General features: G+C 62.9%; 11 protein-coding genes and 2 pseudogenes. 1 reads left to right on the top strand and 12 read right to left on the bottom strand.

Annotation, left to right across the window (positions count from 1 at the left end):
- Positions 1–31: 31 nt before the first annotated feature.
- From wecC to N878_RS18605, 12 genes and pseudogenes are all read right to left on the bottom strand, one after another.
- A complete protein-coding gene (wecC, locus tag N878_RS18660; protein ID WP_021445097.1) occupies positions 32–1,312 on the bottom strand; it encodes a UDP-N-acetyl-D-mannosamine dehydrogenase in 1,281 nt (426 codons plus the stop codon).
- The gene (gene wecB, locus N878_RS18655) at positions 1,313–2,449 is read right to left on the bottom strand and encodes a non-hydrolyzing UDP-N-acetylglucosamine 2-epimerase (protein WP_031303481.1); all 1,137 of its coding nucleotides are present in this window, start codon (positions 2,447–2,449) and stop codon (positions 1,313–1,315) included.
- 34 nt (positions 2,450–2,483) lie between these two features.
- Positions 2,484–3,935 carry an MBL fold metallo-hydrolase RNA specificity domain-containing protein gene (locus N878_RS18650; protein ID WP_031303480.1) on the bottom strand — a complete coding sequence of 484 codons (1,452 nt, stop codon included), beginning with the start codon at positions 3,933–3,935 and terminating at the stop codon, positions 2,484–2,486.
- Between the two features lie 218 nt (positions 3,936–4,153).
- Entirely contained in the window at positions 4,154–4,438 is a 285-nt protein-coding gene (gene ihfB / locus N878_RS18645; protein WP_003243558.1) for an integration host factor subunit beta, read from the bottom strand.
- A gap of 361 nt (positions 4,439–4,799) precedes the next feature.
- The gene (rpsA, locus tag N878_RS18640) at positions 4,800–6,482 is read right to left on the bottom strand and encodes a 30S ribosomal protein S1 (protein ID WP_021445094.1); all 1,683 of its coding nucleotides are present in this window, start codon (positions 6,480–6,482) and stop codon (positions 4,800–4,802) included.
- Positions 6,483–6,628: 146 nt separating this feature from the next.
- Positions 6,629–7,294, bottom strand: a complete 666-nt coding sequence (cmk, locus tag N878_RS18635) for a (d)CMP kinase (RefSeq protein ID WP_021445093.1) — start codon at positions 7,292–7,294, stop codon at positions 6,629–6,631.
- A complete protein-coding gene (locus N878_RS18630; protein ID WP_021445092.1) occupies positions 7,291–9,531 on the bottom strand; it encodes a bifunctional prephenate dehydrogenase/3-phosphoshikimate 1-carboxyvinyltransferase in 2,241 nt (746 codons plus the stop codon). Before N878_RS18630 ends, cmk begins: the two co-directional genes overlap by 4 nt.
- Positions 9,528–10,637, bottom strand: coding sequence for a histidinol-phosphate transaminase (gene hisC / locus N878_RS18625; RefSeq protein WP_021445091.1), 1,110 nt, complete (start codon positions 10,635–10,637; stop codon positions 9,528–9,530). The genes N878_RS18630 and hisC overlap by 4 nt, the downstream gene beginning before the upstream one ends.
- A 97-nt stretch (positions 10,638–10,734) precedes the next feature.
- Complete coding sequence (gene pheA, locus N878_RS18620; protein ID WP_021445090.1) at positions 10,735–11,829, bottom strand: prephenate dehydratase; 1,095 nt, start codon at positions 11,827–11,829, stop codon at positions 10,735–10,737.
- A 1-nt stretch (position 11,830) separates the two neighbouring features.
- Positions 11,831–12,916, bottom strand: a complete 1,086-nt coding sequence (gene serC / locus N878_RS18615) for a 3-phosphoserine/phosphohydroxythreonine transaminase (RefSeq protein WP_021445089.1) — start codon at positions 12,914–12,916, stop codon at positions 11,831–11,833.
- Between the two features lie 122 nt (positions 12,917–13,038).
- Positions 13,039–15,807 (bottom strand): DNA gyrase subunit A, encoded by a 2,769-nt coding sequence (gyrA, locus tag N878_RS18610; protein WP_021445088.1) that lies wholly within the window; start codon positions 15,805–15,807, stop codon positions 13,039–13,041.
- 322 nt (positions 15,808–16,129) lie between these two features.
- Positions 16,130–16,528: pseudogene (locus N878_RS18605) on the bottom strand (S-methyl-5-thioribose-1-phosphate isomerase); the annotation flags it as partial.
- Here N878_RS18605 and N878_RS29635 point away from each other — a divergent pair.
- Positions 16,518–16,638: pseudogene (locus tag N878_RS29635) on the top strand (hypothetical protein); the annotation flags it as partial. The pseudogenes N878_RS18605 and N878_RS29635 overlap by 11 nt on opposite strands.

The following is a 16,638-nucleotide window of genomic DNA, read 5'->3' as shown; positions in this document are numbered from 1 at the left end:
TCAAAATATATTTATGAGCAGTAAACCTGGCTCATTTCCGACTTGCAGACACGGCCATAGAGCCACGAGTATCCAGAACCCGCTGATAGCCATGCAGCAAGAGCGACTCATCATCAAAAACCGCGTGATCCACCAGAAAAACCAGAACGTCCGCGCTGGCTGCCGTGGAAAAATCGACCAGATCGACGCCAGCCTCGACCAGGGCGGCAGGGGCTGAGTCGATATGTGGCTCAACGGCCATCACTTGCCCCGGGTAGCGTGCAGCGATTTCGAGCGTAATCCCGAGCGCCGGGCTCTCCCTGAGATCGTCGATATTGGCCTTGAACGCCAGCCCGAAGCAGGCAATCTTGAACTCGTGCCTGGCCTTCGCGGTACGCTGAGCCAGTTCATCGACCAGCAACTCGACCTTGCCGCAAACCCACACGGGCTTGCTGTCGTTAACCTCCCTGGCGGTACGGATCAGGCGCGCTTCATCTGGGGCCTGGCTAACGATAAACCAGGGATCTACCGCAATGCAGTGCCCACCCACCCCGGGCCCAGGCTGCAGGACATTTACCCGAGGGTGTCGATTAGCCAAGCGGATGAGCTCCCAGACATCCACGTCCAGCTTGTCGCAGATGATCGACAGCTCGTTGGCGAAGGCGATGTTCACATCGCGAAAACTGTTCTCTGTCAGCTTGCATAATTCAGCTGTGCGTACATCGGTGATGATGCATTCACCCTTTACAACCAACTTGTAAAGACTGGCCGCCACATCCGAGCAACGAGGCGTCATGCCGCCGATCACTCGATCGTTGTTCACCAGCTCGCGCAGCACATGACCTGGAAGGACTCGTTCGGGGCAATGGGCGATGCGGATATCGGAGTCGGGACCGGCCGTTTGCGGAAACGTCAGATCCGGGCGGACTTCGGCAAGCCAGGCGGCCATCTGCTCAGTAGCACCCACAGGAGAGGTCGATTCGAGCACGACCAGATCGCCCTTCTTGAGCACCGCTGCAATTGCCCTACTTGCCGCTTCGATATAGGAGAGATCCGGCTCGTGATCGGCCTTGAAGGGCGTAGGGACTGCGATGAGGAATGCATCCGCCGGCTCGGGCACGACCGTTGCCTTCAGATAGCCCTCGGTAACTGCAGCATGCACCAGCATGTCGAGATCGGGCTCGACAATATGAACGTCGCCACGATTAATAGTCTCAACGGTTCGCCGATTCACATCTACGCCGATTACGGTTCTTTTCCGCGACGCAAAAACCGCCGCAGTAGGCAAACCTATGTAGCCCAGGCCAACAACAGAGATAGTGCCAAAGGTCATTTATGATCCCTTAACCATGGCACTGAGTGAATCAATGATTCGTGCACACGCCTCACCGTCCCCGTAAGGATTGTGTGCATAGGCCATGGATTGATAAGCCGCTTTATCCGTAAGCAGTGTCCGTAAATTACTGACGATGGCGGAGGTGTCTGCACCAACCAGTCGCACGGTTCCTGCAGCCAGCGCCTCCGGTCGCTCAGTGACGTCGCGCATCACCAGCACAGGCTTACCTAGCGACGGGGCCTCCTCCTGGATCCCACCGGAGTCGGTGAGAATCAGGTAAGAACGACTCATAAGATAGACAAACGGGAGGTAGTCCAACGGCTCGATCAGATGAATATTGTCGATCCCGGATAGAAGCCTATTGACCGGCTCGCGCACATTGGGATTGAGGTGAACGGGGTAAACGATATCGACATCAGGAAACGCCTTGGCGGTAACGGCTAGAGCCTGACAAATGCGCTCAAAGCCATCGCCAAAACTCTCACGTCTATGACCTGTTACCAGCACCAGGCGCCGGCGAGGATCCAGATAGGAAAATTGCTGACTGAGTGCCTGCTGCAGCGAAACATCCTGATCGAGGCAACCCACCACCTGCAATAGTGCATCGACTACCGTATTGCCGGTAACAACGATACTAGCGGCATCAATTCCTTCCTTAAGCAGGTTCAGGCGAGCCGCATCGGTAGGTGCAAAATGGATCGAGGCCAAGACGCCCGTCAATTTGCGGTTGCCTTCTTCGGGCCAAGGCGAATAAATATTTCCCGTACGCAAACCTGCTTCTATATGAGCTACCGGGATTTGCTGGTAGTACGCAGCCAAACTCGCTGCAAAAGTGGTTGAGGTATCACCATGCACCAGCACAACATCCGGTTTGTAGTTGGCAAAAACCTCCTTCATACCACACAAGATGGCCACGGTGATATCTGTCAAATCTTGGCCAGACTGCATGACCTCCAGATCATAATCCGGCTTCAACTCAAACAGGCTCAGTACTTGATCGAGCATCTGACGATGCTGCCCGGTAACACAAACTTTAGCATCGAAACGCGGGTCGGCCTGAAGCGCCAAAACCAAGGGAGCCATTTTGATTGCTTCGGGGCGAGTACCAAAGACAGAGAGAACTTTTAAACTCATTTAGTAGTACAACTTCACTTGTAGAATCTCATTCTCACAGCCCGTCATTAGCTGACCCGACAATCACAATTTCACTATTTTGCATAACCTCCCTGTATCGCTCTCTCAAGAGCTTGGCCAAGCTGGCTTTAGCCCCGGCCTCCCCATGCACAATCCGCACCTCTGACGGCCAATGGCGCATCCGGGTAACAAATCCGACCAATCCATTCTGGTCGGCATGAGCTGAATAACCGCCTATGGTATGGACTTGCGCCCGAATGTCATAGCGCTGTCCGTCAATTTCCACGCCCCCTCTCTTCGGCCCGAAGCGTTGGATCTGCCTGCCTGGCGTACCCTCGGCCTGGTAGCCGACGAACAACACATTATGCCGGACATCGCCGAGCATGGCCTTGAGGTAGTTGACGATCCGGCCACTGGAGCACATGCCGTTGCCGGCGATGACGATGGCCGGCTGGGCCGTTTGGGCTAGGCGGTTGACCATGGCCAGGTGAGCCTGGTGACTGTCCACCGTTAGCAGGTTGTCGAAGGCCAGCGGCTTACGCCCACTTCTGACTCGTGCCAGCGCTTCGGCATCCCAAAAGGGTTCGAGCTCCCGGTAGACGCGGGTGAAACGGCTCGCCAGGGGCGAGTCGAGGATGATGGGTAGATTGTGCCAATCGATGCCATTCACAGGCGCCCGCTTGCTGGACGCCCTGCGATGCAGGATCTCTTCCAGTTCGTAGAGCAGCTCCTGGGTACGGCCGATGCTGAAGGCCGGGATCAGCACGCTGCCCTGATCGGCCAGGGCCTGCTCGAGCACCTGCTCGAGACGCTTGCGGCGATTGCGGCGGTCTTCGTGCAAACGATCGCCGTAGGTGCTCTCGATGACCAGGATATCGGCACGCTGGGGCGCCTTCAGCGCCGGCAGTATCGGTGCGAGGGGCGCACCGAGGTCGCCGGAGAACACCACGCGCTTGCGCTCGCCCGTCAGGGGGTAGTGCAGGTCTACTTCGACATAGGCCGAGCCGAGGATGTGGCCGGCGCGCTGCAGGCGAATCCGCGCTGCCAGCTGAGCGCTATCGACCAGGTTGAACCAGGTTTTGTATGGCAAGGCAACGATGCGTTGTTCGATCAGCTTGAGGTAACGCTCCACCTTGGCCTGATCGCGACTGAAGCCGAGCTTGAAGGCGTCCTCCAGCATGATAGGCAGGAGTTTCGCCGAAGGTTCGCTGCAGAGGATGGGGCCCTTGAATCCTGCGGCCAGCAGATAGGGAATACGCCCGACGTGATCGATATGCACATGAGTGGCGATCAGCGCCCTGATACCCGCCAGGGAGAAATCGATATCGAGACGACCGGCCCCGGCCCGACCTTCGGGCGAGGTCTCAGCCCCCTGAAACAAGCCACAATCGACCAGAAGCGCGTGCTCGGCATCCATCTGCAACTGGTGACAGGAGCCCGTCACGCCGGAAACGGCGCCATGATGAAGAATGTTGGGGTACCGCACGAGTCAATCCCTTAACGCTGACGAAAACTACAGGGACTCAGCCCCAAGGTGCGGATCACTTAGTTCGGCAGAGGAGGTGCCGACGAATCAAAGACGATGCCAGTTATGTGGCGATGTGATAGCCCGCACATTTTGCATGCTTTTTATTTTTTCGCAAGCAAGACGAAGGTTTGACGCCACTGGGCTGGTCGGTCAGCGAACGACCTCGCCGAGCGATACTACTCGTCTTCGTTCACCCGATCGCGCAGCTCTTTGCCCGGCTTGAAATGCGGTACGAACTTGCCGTCCAGGCGTACCGACTGGCCGGTTTTCGGGTTGCGGCCCACGCGCGGGGCGCGGTAGTGGAGGGAGAAACTGCCGAAGCCGCGAATTTCGATGCGGTCGCCAGTGGCCAGTGCCTGGGACATTTGTTCCAGCATGGTCTTGATAGCCAGCTCGACATCCTTGGAGGACAGCTGACCTTGGTGGGTGACAATTCTTTCGATCAACTCCGACTTGGTCATGGTTTTCCCTTCTTTTTCAAGCGGCTAGATCACTCGATAGAGTGGTTTTAGCATGCTGATCAGCATTTGAACAGCCTAAAAAACAAGGTGTTAGCGCAATCTGGGGAGTGATCGCCTTATATCGCCGAGCGCATGCGCGCAAGCCCTTGCCCGGCAACGCCGCGCGGGCCATGACGGCATCGGGCATCTACCGCACCTTTGTACGCAGATCGACGGAAAATGCTTCCGCCCCGCCCCACAGCCGTAGAGCCTCGCGCGCAAGGTTCGCGGATAAATCCATCCCGACAGCGGCGAGATTCAGGAAGGCGAGAAACAAAAAGGGCGACCCGAGGGCCGCCCTTTTTTTATGAATTACCCGAACTTAGTTCTGGTTTTCCATCTGAGCACGGATCAGATCACCGATGGTGGTCGGGCCGGTGCTTTCAACGTCTTGCTTGTTACGCAGTTCCTTCATCGCGTCCTTCTCGTCCTCGACGTCTTTCGACTTGATGGACAGGCTGATAACGCGGGACTTGCGGTCGACGCTGATGATCTTGGCTTCGACTTCGTCGCCTTCCTTCAGGACGTTGCGCGCGTCTTCAACGCGGTCACGGCTGATTTCGGAGGCTTTCAGGGTAGCTTCGATCTCGTTGCCCAGGTCGATGATGGCGCCCTTGGCATCCACTTCCTTCACGACGCCACGAACGATGGTGCCCTTGTCGTTGATGGAAACGTAGTTGCTGAACGGATCGTCTTCCAGCTGCTTGATGCCCAGGGAGATGCGCTCGCGCTCCGGGTCAACCGACAGGATGACGGTTTCCAGCTCGTCGCCCTTCTTGAAGCGACGCACGGCTTCTTCGCCGGCTTCGTTCCAGGAGATGTCGGACAGGTGAACCAGGCCGTCGATACCGCCGTCCAGACCAATGAAGATACCGAAATCGGTGATCGACTTGATGGTGCCGGAGATCTTGTCACCCTTGTTGAACTGACCGGAGAAGTCTTCCCACGGGTTGGTCTTGCACTGCTTGATACCCAGGGAGATACGACGACGCTCTTCGTCGATGTCCAGAACCATGACTTCCACTTCGTCGCCGACGTTAACGACTTTCGACGGGTGGATGTTCTTGTTGGTCCAGTCCATTTCGGACACGTGCACCAGACCTTCAACGCCTTCTTCCAGCTCAGCGAAGCAGCCGTAGTCGGTGAGGTTGGTGACGCGGGCCATGACGCGGGTGTTTTCCGGGTAACGGGCCTTGATGGCAACCCACGGATCTTCGCCCAGCTGCTTCAGACCCAGGGAGACACGGTTGCGCTCGCGGTCGTACTTCAGGACCTTGACGTCGATCTCGTCGCCAACGTTGACGATCTCGGACGGGTGCTTGATGCGCTTCCAGGCCATGTCGGTGATGTGCAGCAGGCCGTCTACGCCGCCCAGGTCCACGAAGGCGCCGTAGTCGGTGAGGTTCTTGACGATACCTTTGACCTGCTGACCTTCCTGCAGGGATTCCAGCAGGGCTTCGCGCTCGGCGCTGTTCTCGGCTTCCAGCACGCTGCGGCGGGAAACGACAACGTTGTTGCGCTTCTGGTCCAGCTTGATGACCTTGAACTCGAGCTCTTTGCCTTCCAGGTGAGTGGTATCACGCACCGGACGGACATCGACCAGGGAACCCGGCAGGAACGCGCGGATGCCGTTGACGTCAACGGTGAAGCCGCCTTTGACCTTACCGTTGATAACGCCCTTGACCACTTCTTCAGCGTTGAACGCAGCTTCCAGAACCAGCCAGGACTCAGCGCGCTTGGCTTTCTCGCGGGACAGCTTGGTTTCACCGAAGCCATCTTCAACCGCGTCCAGCGCAACGTGGACTTCGTCACCGACCTTGATGGTCAGCTCGCCTTGTTCGTTGAAGAACTGGTCGAGCGGGATGACGCCCTCGGACTTCAGACCGGCATGGACGGTAACCCAGTCACCGTCGATGTCGACGACGATGCCGGTGATGATGGCGCCCGGCTGCATGTCGAGGGATTTCAGGCTTTCTTCAAAAAGTTCTGCAAAGCTTTCGCTCATGTTGATTCCTGTTGTCAAGGGCGGGGATTCGCCCAAACCACACTCCAGACAATGTGGGTTCGTTCATGTAAAAAGAGGCCTGCGGGACTAGGACTGGTCTCCCGCATGCCTCCTTGCGAGCCGGTCAGCTTAGGCAGCTGTGGCTCTTACCCGGCGAGATCGCGATCGGCGACCTCGCGCAGAATGCGCTCTAACACTTGCTCGATGGACAGCTCGGTGGAATCCAGCAGGATTGCGTCGGCAGCCGGCTTGAGCGGCGCCACCGCGCGCTGGGTATCGCGCTCGTCGCGCGCCCGAATCTCGTCGAGAAGACTCGCGAGATTAACATCATCGCCCTTGGCCTTCAACTGCAAGTAGCGGCGACGCGCACGCTCCTCGGCGCTGGCGGTGAGGAAGACCTTCAGCGGCGCATCGGGAAATACCACGGTGCCCATGTCGCGGCCATCGGCCACCAGCCCCGGCGCCTCCTGGAAGGCGCGCTGGCGCTGCAGCAGCGCCTCGCGCACCGCCGGCAGCGAAGCGACCATGGACGCGCCGGCGCCTATCTGTTCGTTGCGGATGGCGTCGGTCACCTCCTCGCCTTCGAGGACGATGCGTTTGCCGGTGAACTGCACGTCGAGGTGGGCGGCCAGTTGCTTGAGCGCCTCCTCGTTGGTCAGGTCGATGCCGTGGTTGCCGGCGGCGAAGGCCAGCAGGCGGTACAGCGCACCGGAGTCGAGCAGGTTCCAGCCCAGCTGCTTGGCCAGCAGCGCACAAAGCGTGCCCTTGCCGGAACCGCTCGGCCCGTCGACTGTGATCACCGGGGCGTTCATGCCTTGCCCTCTTCGGCCACCTGGATGCCGACTTCGGCCGCCAGGGCGAGGAAGTTGGGGAAGGAGGTGGCGACGTTGGCACAGTCGTGAATGCGGATCGGCGCGCTGGCGCGCAGCGAGGCGACGCTGAAGGACATGGCGATACGGTGGTCGCCGTGCGCCCAGACTTCGCCGCCGCCGATGGCGCCACCTTCGATGACGATGCCGTCCGGAGTCGGCTCGGCCTTCACGCCCAGGGCGACCAGACCGTCAGCCATGACCTGGATACGGTCGGACTCCTTGACCCGCAGCTCCTCGGCGCCGCGCAGCACGGTGCGGCCGGAGGCAGCGGCGGCAGCGACGAACAGCACCGGGAATTCATCGATGGCCAGCGGCACCAGGTCTTCGGGAATATCGATGCCCTTGAGCTTGGCCGAACGCACGCGGATATCGGCCACCGGCTCGCCGCCCACCTCGCGCTGGTTCTCCAGGCTGATATCGCCGCCCATCAGCTTGAGGATGTCGATCACCCCGGTGCGGGTCGGGTTGATGCCGACGTGCTCGAGCACCAGCTCGGAACCTTCGGCAATGCTCGCCGCCACCAGGAAGAAGGCCGCCGAGGAAATATCGGCCGGCACTTCGATACGGGTGGCGCTGAGCTTGTGCCCGGATTCGACGGTGGCGGTGCTGCCCTCCACGCTGACCGGGTAGCCGAAGCCGCGCAGCATGCGCTCGGTGTGGTCGCGGGTCGGCGCCGGCTCGGTCACCGAGGTCTTGCCGGCGGCGTACAGGCCGGCCAGCAGCAGGCAGGACTTGACCTGGGCGCTGGCCATCGGCATCTCGTAGTCCATGCCGGTCAGGCGCTGGCCGCCCTTGATGGTCAGCGGCGGACGCCCTTCCGGGCCGGTCTCGATCACCGCGCCCATTTCACGCAGCGGCTTGGCCACGCGGTTCATCGGACGCTTGGACAGCGAGGCGTCGCCGGTCAGGGTGGTGTCGAACGGCTGCGCGGCGAGCAGGCCGGAGAGCAGGCGCATGGAGGTGCCGGAGTTACCCATGTACAGCGGGCCGGCCGGCGCCTTCAGGCCATTGAGGCCGACACCATGAATGGTCACCCGACCGTGGTGCGGGCCTTCGATCACCACGCCCATGTCGCGGAAGGCCTGCAGGGTGGCCAGGGCGTCTTCGCCTTCGAGGAAGCCCTCGACCTCGGTGGTGCCTTCGGCCAGCGAGCCGAGCATGATCGAGCGGTGCGAGATGGACTTGTCACCAGGGACGCGAATGCGTCCGGACAGGCTGCTACCGGGTTTTGCCAGGAAAATCAGATCGGTCGAGTGCATAGCGTCCACATAGGCCCTGCGGGCCAGAATTTTGCTGAAATGTTCGCGGGCCACACGGGCGCGGGTGAACACGCCCAGCAGTTGATGCCCATCCCCGGCGTCGACCGCGTCGCGCAGGGCGTCGAGGTCGTCGCGAAAGGTGTCCAGGGTGCGCAGCACGGCCTCGCGGTTGGCGAGGAAGATATCGTGCCACATCACCGGATCGCTGCCGGCGATCCGCGTGAAGTCGCGAAAGCCGCCGGCGGCGTAACGGAAAATCTCCAGGTTCTCGCTGCGCTTGGCCAGCGAGTCGACCAGAGTGAAGGCCAGCAGGTGCGGCAGGTGGCTGGTGGCGGCGAGCACCTGATCGTGGTGCTCCACCTCCATCGACTCGACATCCGCACCCAGCTCGCGCCACAGGCCTTCCACCAGCGCCAGGGCCGCCTCGTCGCTGTGCTCGCAAGGCGTCAGGATGACCTTGTGGCGGCGGAACAGCGTCGCCTTGGCCGCCTCCACCCCGCTCTGCTCGGAGCCGGCGATGGGATGGCCCGGCACCAGCCGCACCTTCTTGCCGGCGAAGGCCAAGCGCGCGGCGCGCAGCACATTGCCCTTGGCACTGCCGACGTCGGTCAGCACCGCATCGCCGAGATCGAGCTTGGCCAGCTCGGCCAGCAGCTTCTCCATGGCCAGGATAGGCACCGCCAGCTGGATCACATCGGCGCCCTGACAGGCGGCGGCCAGATCGGTCTCGCAGCGATCGACCACGCCCAGCTGCACCGCCAGGCGCCGCGACTCGGCATCCAGATCGACGCCCACCACCTCGCGGCACAGGCCACGCTCGCGCAGGCCCTTGGCGAAGGAGCCGCCAATCAGGCCGAGGCCGACCACCACCAGGCGGCCGATCTTAGAGGCGCTCGATTGCACTGCGGTGACAGTCACGCCGACAACACCTTGGCCAGGGCCTCGAGGAAGCGCGCGTTCTCCTGCGGCAGGCCGATGGATACGCGCAGGAAATGGGGCATGCGATAGCCGGCCATCGGCCGCACTATCACGCCCTCGCGCAGCAGCGCCTGGTTGATCGCCGCGGCGTCGCGACCGAAGTCGACGGCAATAAAGTTGCCTTTGCTGGGAATCCAGCTCAGACCCAGCGCGCGCAGGCCGTCCTGCAGCTGCTGCATGCCGGTGTCGTTGAGGCGACGGCTCTCGGCCAGGTACTCGGCATCGGCGAGCGCCGCGCAGGCGGCGGCCAGCGCGAGGCTGTTGACGTTGAACGGCTGGCGCACGCGGTTGAGCACATCGGCGATGGCCGGCGAGCTGATCGCATAGCCCACGCGCAACGCCGCCAGGCCATAGGCCTTGGAGAAGGTGCGTGAAACCAGCAAGTTCGGGTAGCGGGCCAGGTAATCGAGGCCATCCGGCAGCTCATCGCCTTCGGCGTATTCGATATAGGCCTCGTCCAGCACCACCAGCACCGACTCCGGCACCTTGGCCAGGAAAGCCTCCAGCGCCGCCGGGCCGAACCAGGTGCCGGTCGGGTTGTTGGGGTTGGCGATGAACACCACGCGGGTATTGGCGTCGATGGCCGCGAGCATGGCGTCCAGGTCGTGGCCGTAGTCCCTGGCCGGCACCACCTTGCCCTGCGCACCGACCGCCTGGGTGGCGATGGGGTAGACGGCGAAGGCGTAGTCGCTGAACACGGCGTTAAGCCCCGGCGCCAGGTAGGCGCGGGCGACCAGCTCGAGAATGTCGTTGGAGCCGTTGCCCAGGGTGACCTGCGCCGCGCCCACGCCGTAGCGGGCGGCCAGCGCGGTCTTGAGGGTGAAGCCATTGCCATCCGGATAACGGGTCAGCTCGTCCAGTTCGGCACGGATCGCCGCCAGCACCTTGGCGCTGGGGCCGAGCGGGTTCTCGTTGCTGGCCAGCTTGACGATACCGGCCGGATCCAGACCCAGCTCGCGGGCCAGCTCGTCGACCGGCTTGCCCGGCACATAGGGGGACAGCTTCTGCACGCCCGGCTGGGCCAGGGCTAGGAAATCGCAACTCATCACAAACCTCATTGTCTCGACCGAGCGCCACAGGCCTCGCAGGAGCGACTTCAGTCGCGAACATCGCGGCCAAAGCCGCTCCTACGAGGGCGCGGGGTTACAGCACCGCCTTCGGATAGGAGCCCAGCACCTTGAGCGCCACGGCCTCCTGGCCGATCTTCTCCAGCACGTCCTTGATCAGCGGGTCGCGGTGGTGACCGACGAAATCGATGAAGAACACGTAGGTCCACTTGCCACTGCGCGAAGGACGAGTCTCGATGCGGGTCAGGTCGATGCCGTTATTGTGGAACGGCACCAGGAGCTCGTGCAGCGCACCCGGCTTGTTGCGCATGGAGACGATGATCGAGGTCTTGTCGTCGCCGGTCGGCGGCACTTCCTGGCTGCCGATGATGAGAAAGCGCGTGGAGTTGTCCGGACGGTCCTCGATCTTCTCGGCCAGCTTGGTCAGGCCATACAGATTGGCCGCCATGTCGCCGGCGATGGCCGCGCTGTTCCACTCGCTCTTGACCCGCTTGGCGGCGTCGGCGTTGCTGGAGACCGCCACGCGCTCGACATTCGGGTAGTGCGCATCCAGCCACTTGCGGCACTGCGCCAGGGACTGGGCGTGGGAATAGATACGGGTGATCTTGTCGGTCTTGGTGGTCTCGCCGACCAGCAGGTGATGGTGGATGCGCAGCTCGACTTCGCCGCAGATCACCATGTCGTGCTCGAGGAAACTGTCCAGGGTGTGGTTGATCGCACCCTCGGTGGAGTTCTCCACCGGCACCACGCCGAAGTTCACCGCACCGGCGGCCACTTCGCGGAACACCTCGTCGATGGCCGCCATCGGCACGCTGATCACCGCGTGACCGAAGTGCTTCATCGCCGCGGCCTGACTGAAGGTGCCTTCGGGACCGAGATAGGCGACTTTCAGCGGGTTCTCCAGGGCCAGGCAGGAGGACATGATCTCGCGGAACAGCCGCGCCATTTCCTCGTTGCCCAGCGGGCCCTGGTTGCGCTCCATGATGCGCTTGAGCACCTGGGCCTCGCGCTCGGGGCGGTAGAACACCGGCGACTCGCCTTCCTTGAGCTCCTTCATCTTCACCCGCGCCACTTCTTCGGCGCAGCGCGCGCGGTCGCTGATCAGCTCGAGGATGCGCTCGTCGAGGTTGTCGATGCGCAGGCGCAGGGCCTGCAGTTCCTGCTCGGACATCTCAGCCATGCTCCTTCTCGAACTCGGCCATATAGGCCACCAGCGCCTCGACCGCATCCATCCCGACCGCGTTGTAGATGGAGGCACGCATGCCGCCCACCGAGCGATGGCCCTTGAGATTGAGCAGGCCGCGCGCGTCGGCGCCGGCGAGGAAGACCTTGTCCAGCTTCTCGTCGGCCAGGCGGAACGGCACGTTCATCCAGGAACGGGCGTTGTGGGCGATGGGGTTGCTGTAGAAATCGCTGCCGTCGATGGCCTTGTACAGCAGGTCCTTCTTGGCGCGGTTGATACGCTCCATGGCCTCGACGCCGCCCTGCTCCTTGAGCCACTGGAACACCAGGCCGGACAGGTACCAGGAATAGGTGGCCGGGGTGTTGTACATCGAGCCGTTGTCGGCCGAGACCTTGTAGTCGAGCATGGTCGGGCAGCTGGAGCGGGCGCGGCCGAGCAGGTCCTCGCGCACTATCACCACCACCAGGCCACTGGGGCCGATGTTCTTCTGCGCGCCGGCGTAGATCAGACCGAACTGCGAGACGTCGAGCGGGCGCGAGAGGATGTCCGAGGACATGTCCGCCACCAGCGGGGTATCGCCGGTCTGCGGCACCCAGTCGAACTGCAGGCCGCCGATGGTCTCGTTGCTGCAGTAGTGCACGTAGGCGGCATCTTTCGACAGCTGCCAGTCGTTCTGCCCCGGGATGGCGAAGTAGTCGTGCGCCTTGGCGCTGGCGGCGACGTTGATGCGCCCGTAGCGACGCGCTTCCTCGATGGCCTTCTTCGACCAGATGCCGGTCTCGACGTAATCGGCCACGCCGTCTTCCGGCAGCAGGTTCAGCGGAATCTCGGCGAACTGCTGGCTGGCGCCGCCCTGAAGGAACAGCACCTTGTAGTCGTTGGGCACGGCGAGCAGGTCGCGCAGGTCCTGTTCGGCCTGGCTGGCGATGGCCACGTACTCGTCGCTGCGGTGGCTCATTTCCATCACCGACAGGCCCTTGCCCTGCCAGTCGAGCATCTCGGCCTGGGCGCGTTCCAGTACGGCGGTCGGCAGCGCGGCCGGGCCGGCGCAGAAGTTAAAAGCTCGCTTGCTCACGTCTGTCTCTCTCAGATTCACAGAACGCCACCACCAGGCGATGGCATGTCCACACTGTCACCGCGCCTGTGGGTGCGCTTCAGCGGCGACAATCGCGGCTAAAGCCCCCACGGAGCCCGACTTCACTCCTCGCTGCCGTCCTCGGCGTCGGCGACCGGCGCCTCGGCGGATTCGGCGACTTCGGCGCCCTCCTCGCCTTCGACCAGCTCCTCGTCCTCGACAACGGTCGGTTCCTGCACCCGCTCCAGGCCGACCAGGGTCTCGTCCTTGGCCAGCTTGATCAGGGTCACGCCCTGGGTGTTGCGGCCGGAGCTGGAGACCTCGTCGACGCGGGTACGCACCAGGGTACCTTGGTCGGAGATCAGCATGATTTCCTCGCCGTCCTGCACCTGGATGGCGCCGACCAGCTTGCCGTTACGCTCGTTGCTGACCATGGCGATCACGCCCTGGCCGCCGCGACCGCGACGGGGGAAGTCGCCCAGGTGGGTACGCTTGCCATAACCGCGCTCGGAGGCGGTGAGGATCTGCGCGCCGGCTTCGGGGATCAGCATGGAGATCAGACGCTGACCTTCCGGCAGGCGCATGCCGCGCACGCCACGGGAAATACGGCCCATGATACGCACGTGTTTTTCCTGGAAGCGGATGACCTTGCCGCCGTCGGAGAACAGCATGACTTCCTTGGCGCCGTCGGTGATGGCCGCGGCGATCAGGGTGTCGCCCTCCTCCAGCTTCAGCGCGATCAGACCGGCGCTGCGCGGACGGCTGAACTGCACCAGCGGGGTCTTCTTCACGGTACCGAAGGCGGTGGCCATAAAGATGTAGGCGCCGGTCGGCTCGTCGTTGGCCAGTTCGGTCTCGCCGTCTTCGGCCGGCTCGGCGGCAGGCGCTTCGGCCTCGACCACTTCGCCTTCGATCAGCACGCCTTCGTCGTCCAGGTCTTCGTCGGCGCCGGCGCTCTGCTGCAGGGCTTCCAGGTCGATCTGCAGCATCGCGGTGATGCGCTCGCCCTCGTCCAGCGGCAACAGGTTGACCAGCGGACGACCGCGCGCGGTACGCGACGCCTCGGGAATCTCGAAGGTGCGCAGCCAGTAGACCTTGCCCTTGCTGGAGAACAGCAGCAGGGTGGCGTGGCTGTTGGCGACCAGCAGGTGTTCGACGTAGTCCTCGTCCTTCACCCCGGTGGCCGACTTGCCCTTGCCGCCGCGGCGCTGCGCCTCGTAGGCGGCCAGCGGCTGGCTCTTGGCGTAGCCGCCGTGGGAGATGGTGACCACGCGCTCTTCTTCGGTGATCAGGTCGGCGATGGTCAGATCCATGCGCGAAGCGACGATTTCGGTACGGCGGGCGTCGCCGAACTCGGCCTTGACCTTCTCCAGCTCCTCGCGAATCACTTCCATCAGCCGCTCGGGGCTGGTCAGGATGTGGATCAGCTCGCCGATCAGCTGGAGGATTTCCTGGTACTCGGCCAGCAGCTTCTCATGCTCCAGGCCGGTCAGGCGGTGCAGGCGCAGCTCGAGGATGGCCTGGGCCTGCTCCGGCGACAGGTAGTACTTGCCGTCGCGCAGGCCGTATTGCGCATCCAGGCCTTCCGGGCGGCAGGAGTCGGCGCCGGCGCGCTCGACCATGGCCTCCACGGCAGACGATTCCCAAGCGGTGGCGATCAGGCGCTCCTTGGCTTCGGCCGGGGTCGGCGAGGCCTTGATCAGCTCGATCACCGGGTCGATGTTGGACAGGGCGACCGCCTGGCCTTCGAGGATATGACCGCGCTCGCGCGCCTTGCGCAGCTCGTAGACGGTACGCCGGGTCACCACTTCGCGGCGGTGACGGACGAACACCTCGAGCATGTCCTTGAGGTTCAGCGTCTTCGGCTGGCCGTCGACCAGCGCCACCACGTTGATGCCGAACACGCTCTGCATCTGGGTCTGGGCGTACAGGTTGTTCAGCACCACGTCCGGCACTTCGCCACGACGCAGCTCGATCACCACGCGCATGCCGTCCTTGTCGGACTCGTCGCGCAGCTCGGTGATGCCTTCGATCTTCTTCTCTTTGACCAGCTCGGCGATCTTCTCGATCAGACGCGCCTTGTTCAGCTGGTACGGCAGCTCGGTGACCACCAGCTGCTGGCGGCCGCCGACCTTGTCGATGTCCTCGACCTCGACGCGGGCGCGGATATAGATGCGCCCGCGACCGGTGCGATAGGCCTCGATGATACCGGCGCGGCCATTGATGATGCCGGCGGTGGGAAAGTCGGGACCCGGGATGTACTGCATCAGGTCGTCGACGGTCAGGTCGGCGTTGTCGATCAGCGCCAGGCAGCCGTCGATCACTTCACCGAGGTTGTGCGGCGGGATGTTGGTGGCCATGCCCACGGCGATACCGGACGAGCCATTGACCAGCAGATTCGGCACCTTGGTCGGCATCACCGCCGGAATCTGTTCGGTGCCGTCGTAGTTGGGCACCCAATCGACGGTTTCCTTGTCCAGGTCGGCCAGCAGCTCGTGCGCCAGCTTGGCCATGCGCACCTCGGTGTAACGCATGGCCGCGGCGTTGTCGCCGTCCACCGAACCGAAGTTGCCCTGGCCGTCCACCAGCATGTAGCGCAGGGAGAAGTCCTGGGCCATGCGCACGATGGTGTCGTACACGGCGGTGTCGCCGTGCGGGTGGTACTTACCGATCACGTCACCGACCACACGGGCGGACTTCTTGTACGGCTTGTTCCAGTCGTTACCCAGCTCGCTCATCGCGAACAGCACGCGACGGTGCACCGGCTTCAAGCCGTCGCGCGCGTCCGGCAGTGCACGCCCGACGATCACGCTCATCGCGTAGTCGAGGTAGGACTGTTTCAGCTCGTCTTCGATATTGACCGGGAGGATTTCTTTGGCCAGTTCGCCCATGAGAAGCCTGGTTCCTTTTTCTGGTGAAACTCCGCGTCATTCTTCCTGAACGCCATGGAGTACGTCGCCATGGCCTCAGGCCATCAGCGACTCACGACAAATCAACGAGTTATGCCACGATTCGATGCAGTGAAGGCGGCCGCTAGCAGCCCCCTTGAAAACTGCCGGAGATTACCACAAAGCGTGCCGCACACCTACCCCGGAACCGGCCCAGGGCGGGACGAGAGGACGGCGGGCCAGCCCACCGCGAATGGCGAGGGTCGAGCGCCGATGGACGCCGCGAACGACACCGCCTCAACTTGTGCGAAGCCACACAGCCAGCTCAGTGCAGACGCTTGCGACACATCAACTGGGCCATCTTGGCGCTGTCCGGGCGCTCGACCACACCCTTCTCGGTCACGATGTAATCGATCAGATCGGCAGGCGTCACGTCGAACACCGGATTGACCACCGCCACCTCCGCCGCCACCCGCTGCCCGGCGACCTCCAGCAGCTCGGCGCCGTCACGCTCCTCCAGGACGATGTCCTCGCCGCTTTCCAGCGCCATGTCGATGGTCGAGCTGGGCGCCACCACCATGAAGCGCACGCCGTGGTGCATGGCGTTGACCGCCAGCTGATAGGTGCCGATCTTGTTGGCCACGTCGCCGTTGGCGGTGATGCGGTCGGCGCCGACTATCACCCAGCTGATGCCCTTGGTCTTCATCAGGTGCGCCGCCGCGGTGGGCAGCGCGCAGAGCGTCAACCAGGAAACGGTCAGCGGCCGCGCCCTGGTCGAGACCCAGGTCGGCGCCATCCAGCGTCTGGCCGGCGAGATCGACCAGTCGGTGGCGG

Source organism: Pseudomonas sp. EGD-AK9, from assembly GCF_000465935.2.
Taxonomy (GTDB): Bacteria; Pseudomonadota; Gammaproteobacteria; order Pseudomonadales; family Pseudomonadaceae; genus Aquipseudomonas.
The sequence above is the reverse complement of the archived record's forward strand: the minus strand, read 5'-3'. Positions and strand labels throughout refer to the sequence as shown.

Bases quoted from the DNA above. Each gene is read 5' to 3' on its own strand.
- gyrA (WP_021445088.1), bottom strand. From the start codon at position 15,807: ATGGGCGAACTGGCCAAAGAAATCCTCCCGGTCAATATCGAAGACGAG.
- wecC (WP_021445097.1), bottom strand. From the start codon at position 1,312: ATGACCTTTGGCACTATCTCTGTTGTTGGCCTGGGCTACATAGGTTTG.
- wecB (WP_031303481.1), bottom strand. From the start codon at position 2,449: ATGAGTTTAAAAGTTCTCTCTGTCTTTGGTACTCGCCCCGAAGCAATC.
- hisC (WP_021445091.1), bottom strand. From the start codon at position 10,637: ATGAGTTGCGATTTCCTAGCCCTGGCCCAGCCGGGCGTGCAGAAGCTG.
- rpsA (WP_021445094.1), bottom strand. From the start codon at position 6,482: ATGAGCGAAAGCTTTGCAGAACTTTTTGAAGAAAGCCTGAAATCCCTC.
- cmk (WP_021445093.1), bottom strand. From the start codon at position 7,294: ATGAACGCCCCGGTGATCACAGTCGACGGGCCGAGCGGTTCCGGCAAG.
- ihfB (WP_003243558.1), bottom strand. From the start codon at position 4,438: ATGACCAAGTCGGAGTTGATCGAAAGAATTGTCACCCACCAAGGTCAG.
- pheA (WP_021445090.1), bottom strand. From the start codon at position 11,829: ATGTCCGAGCAGGAACTGCAGGCCCTGCGCCTGCGCATCGACAACCTC.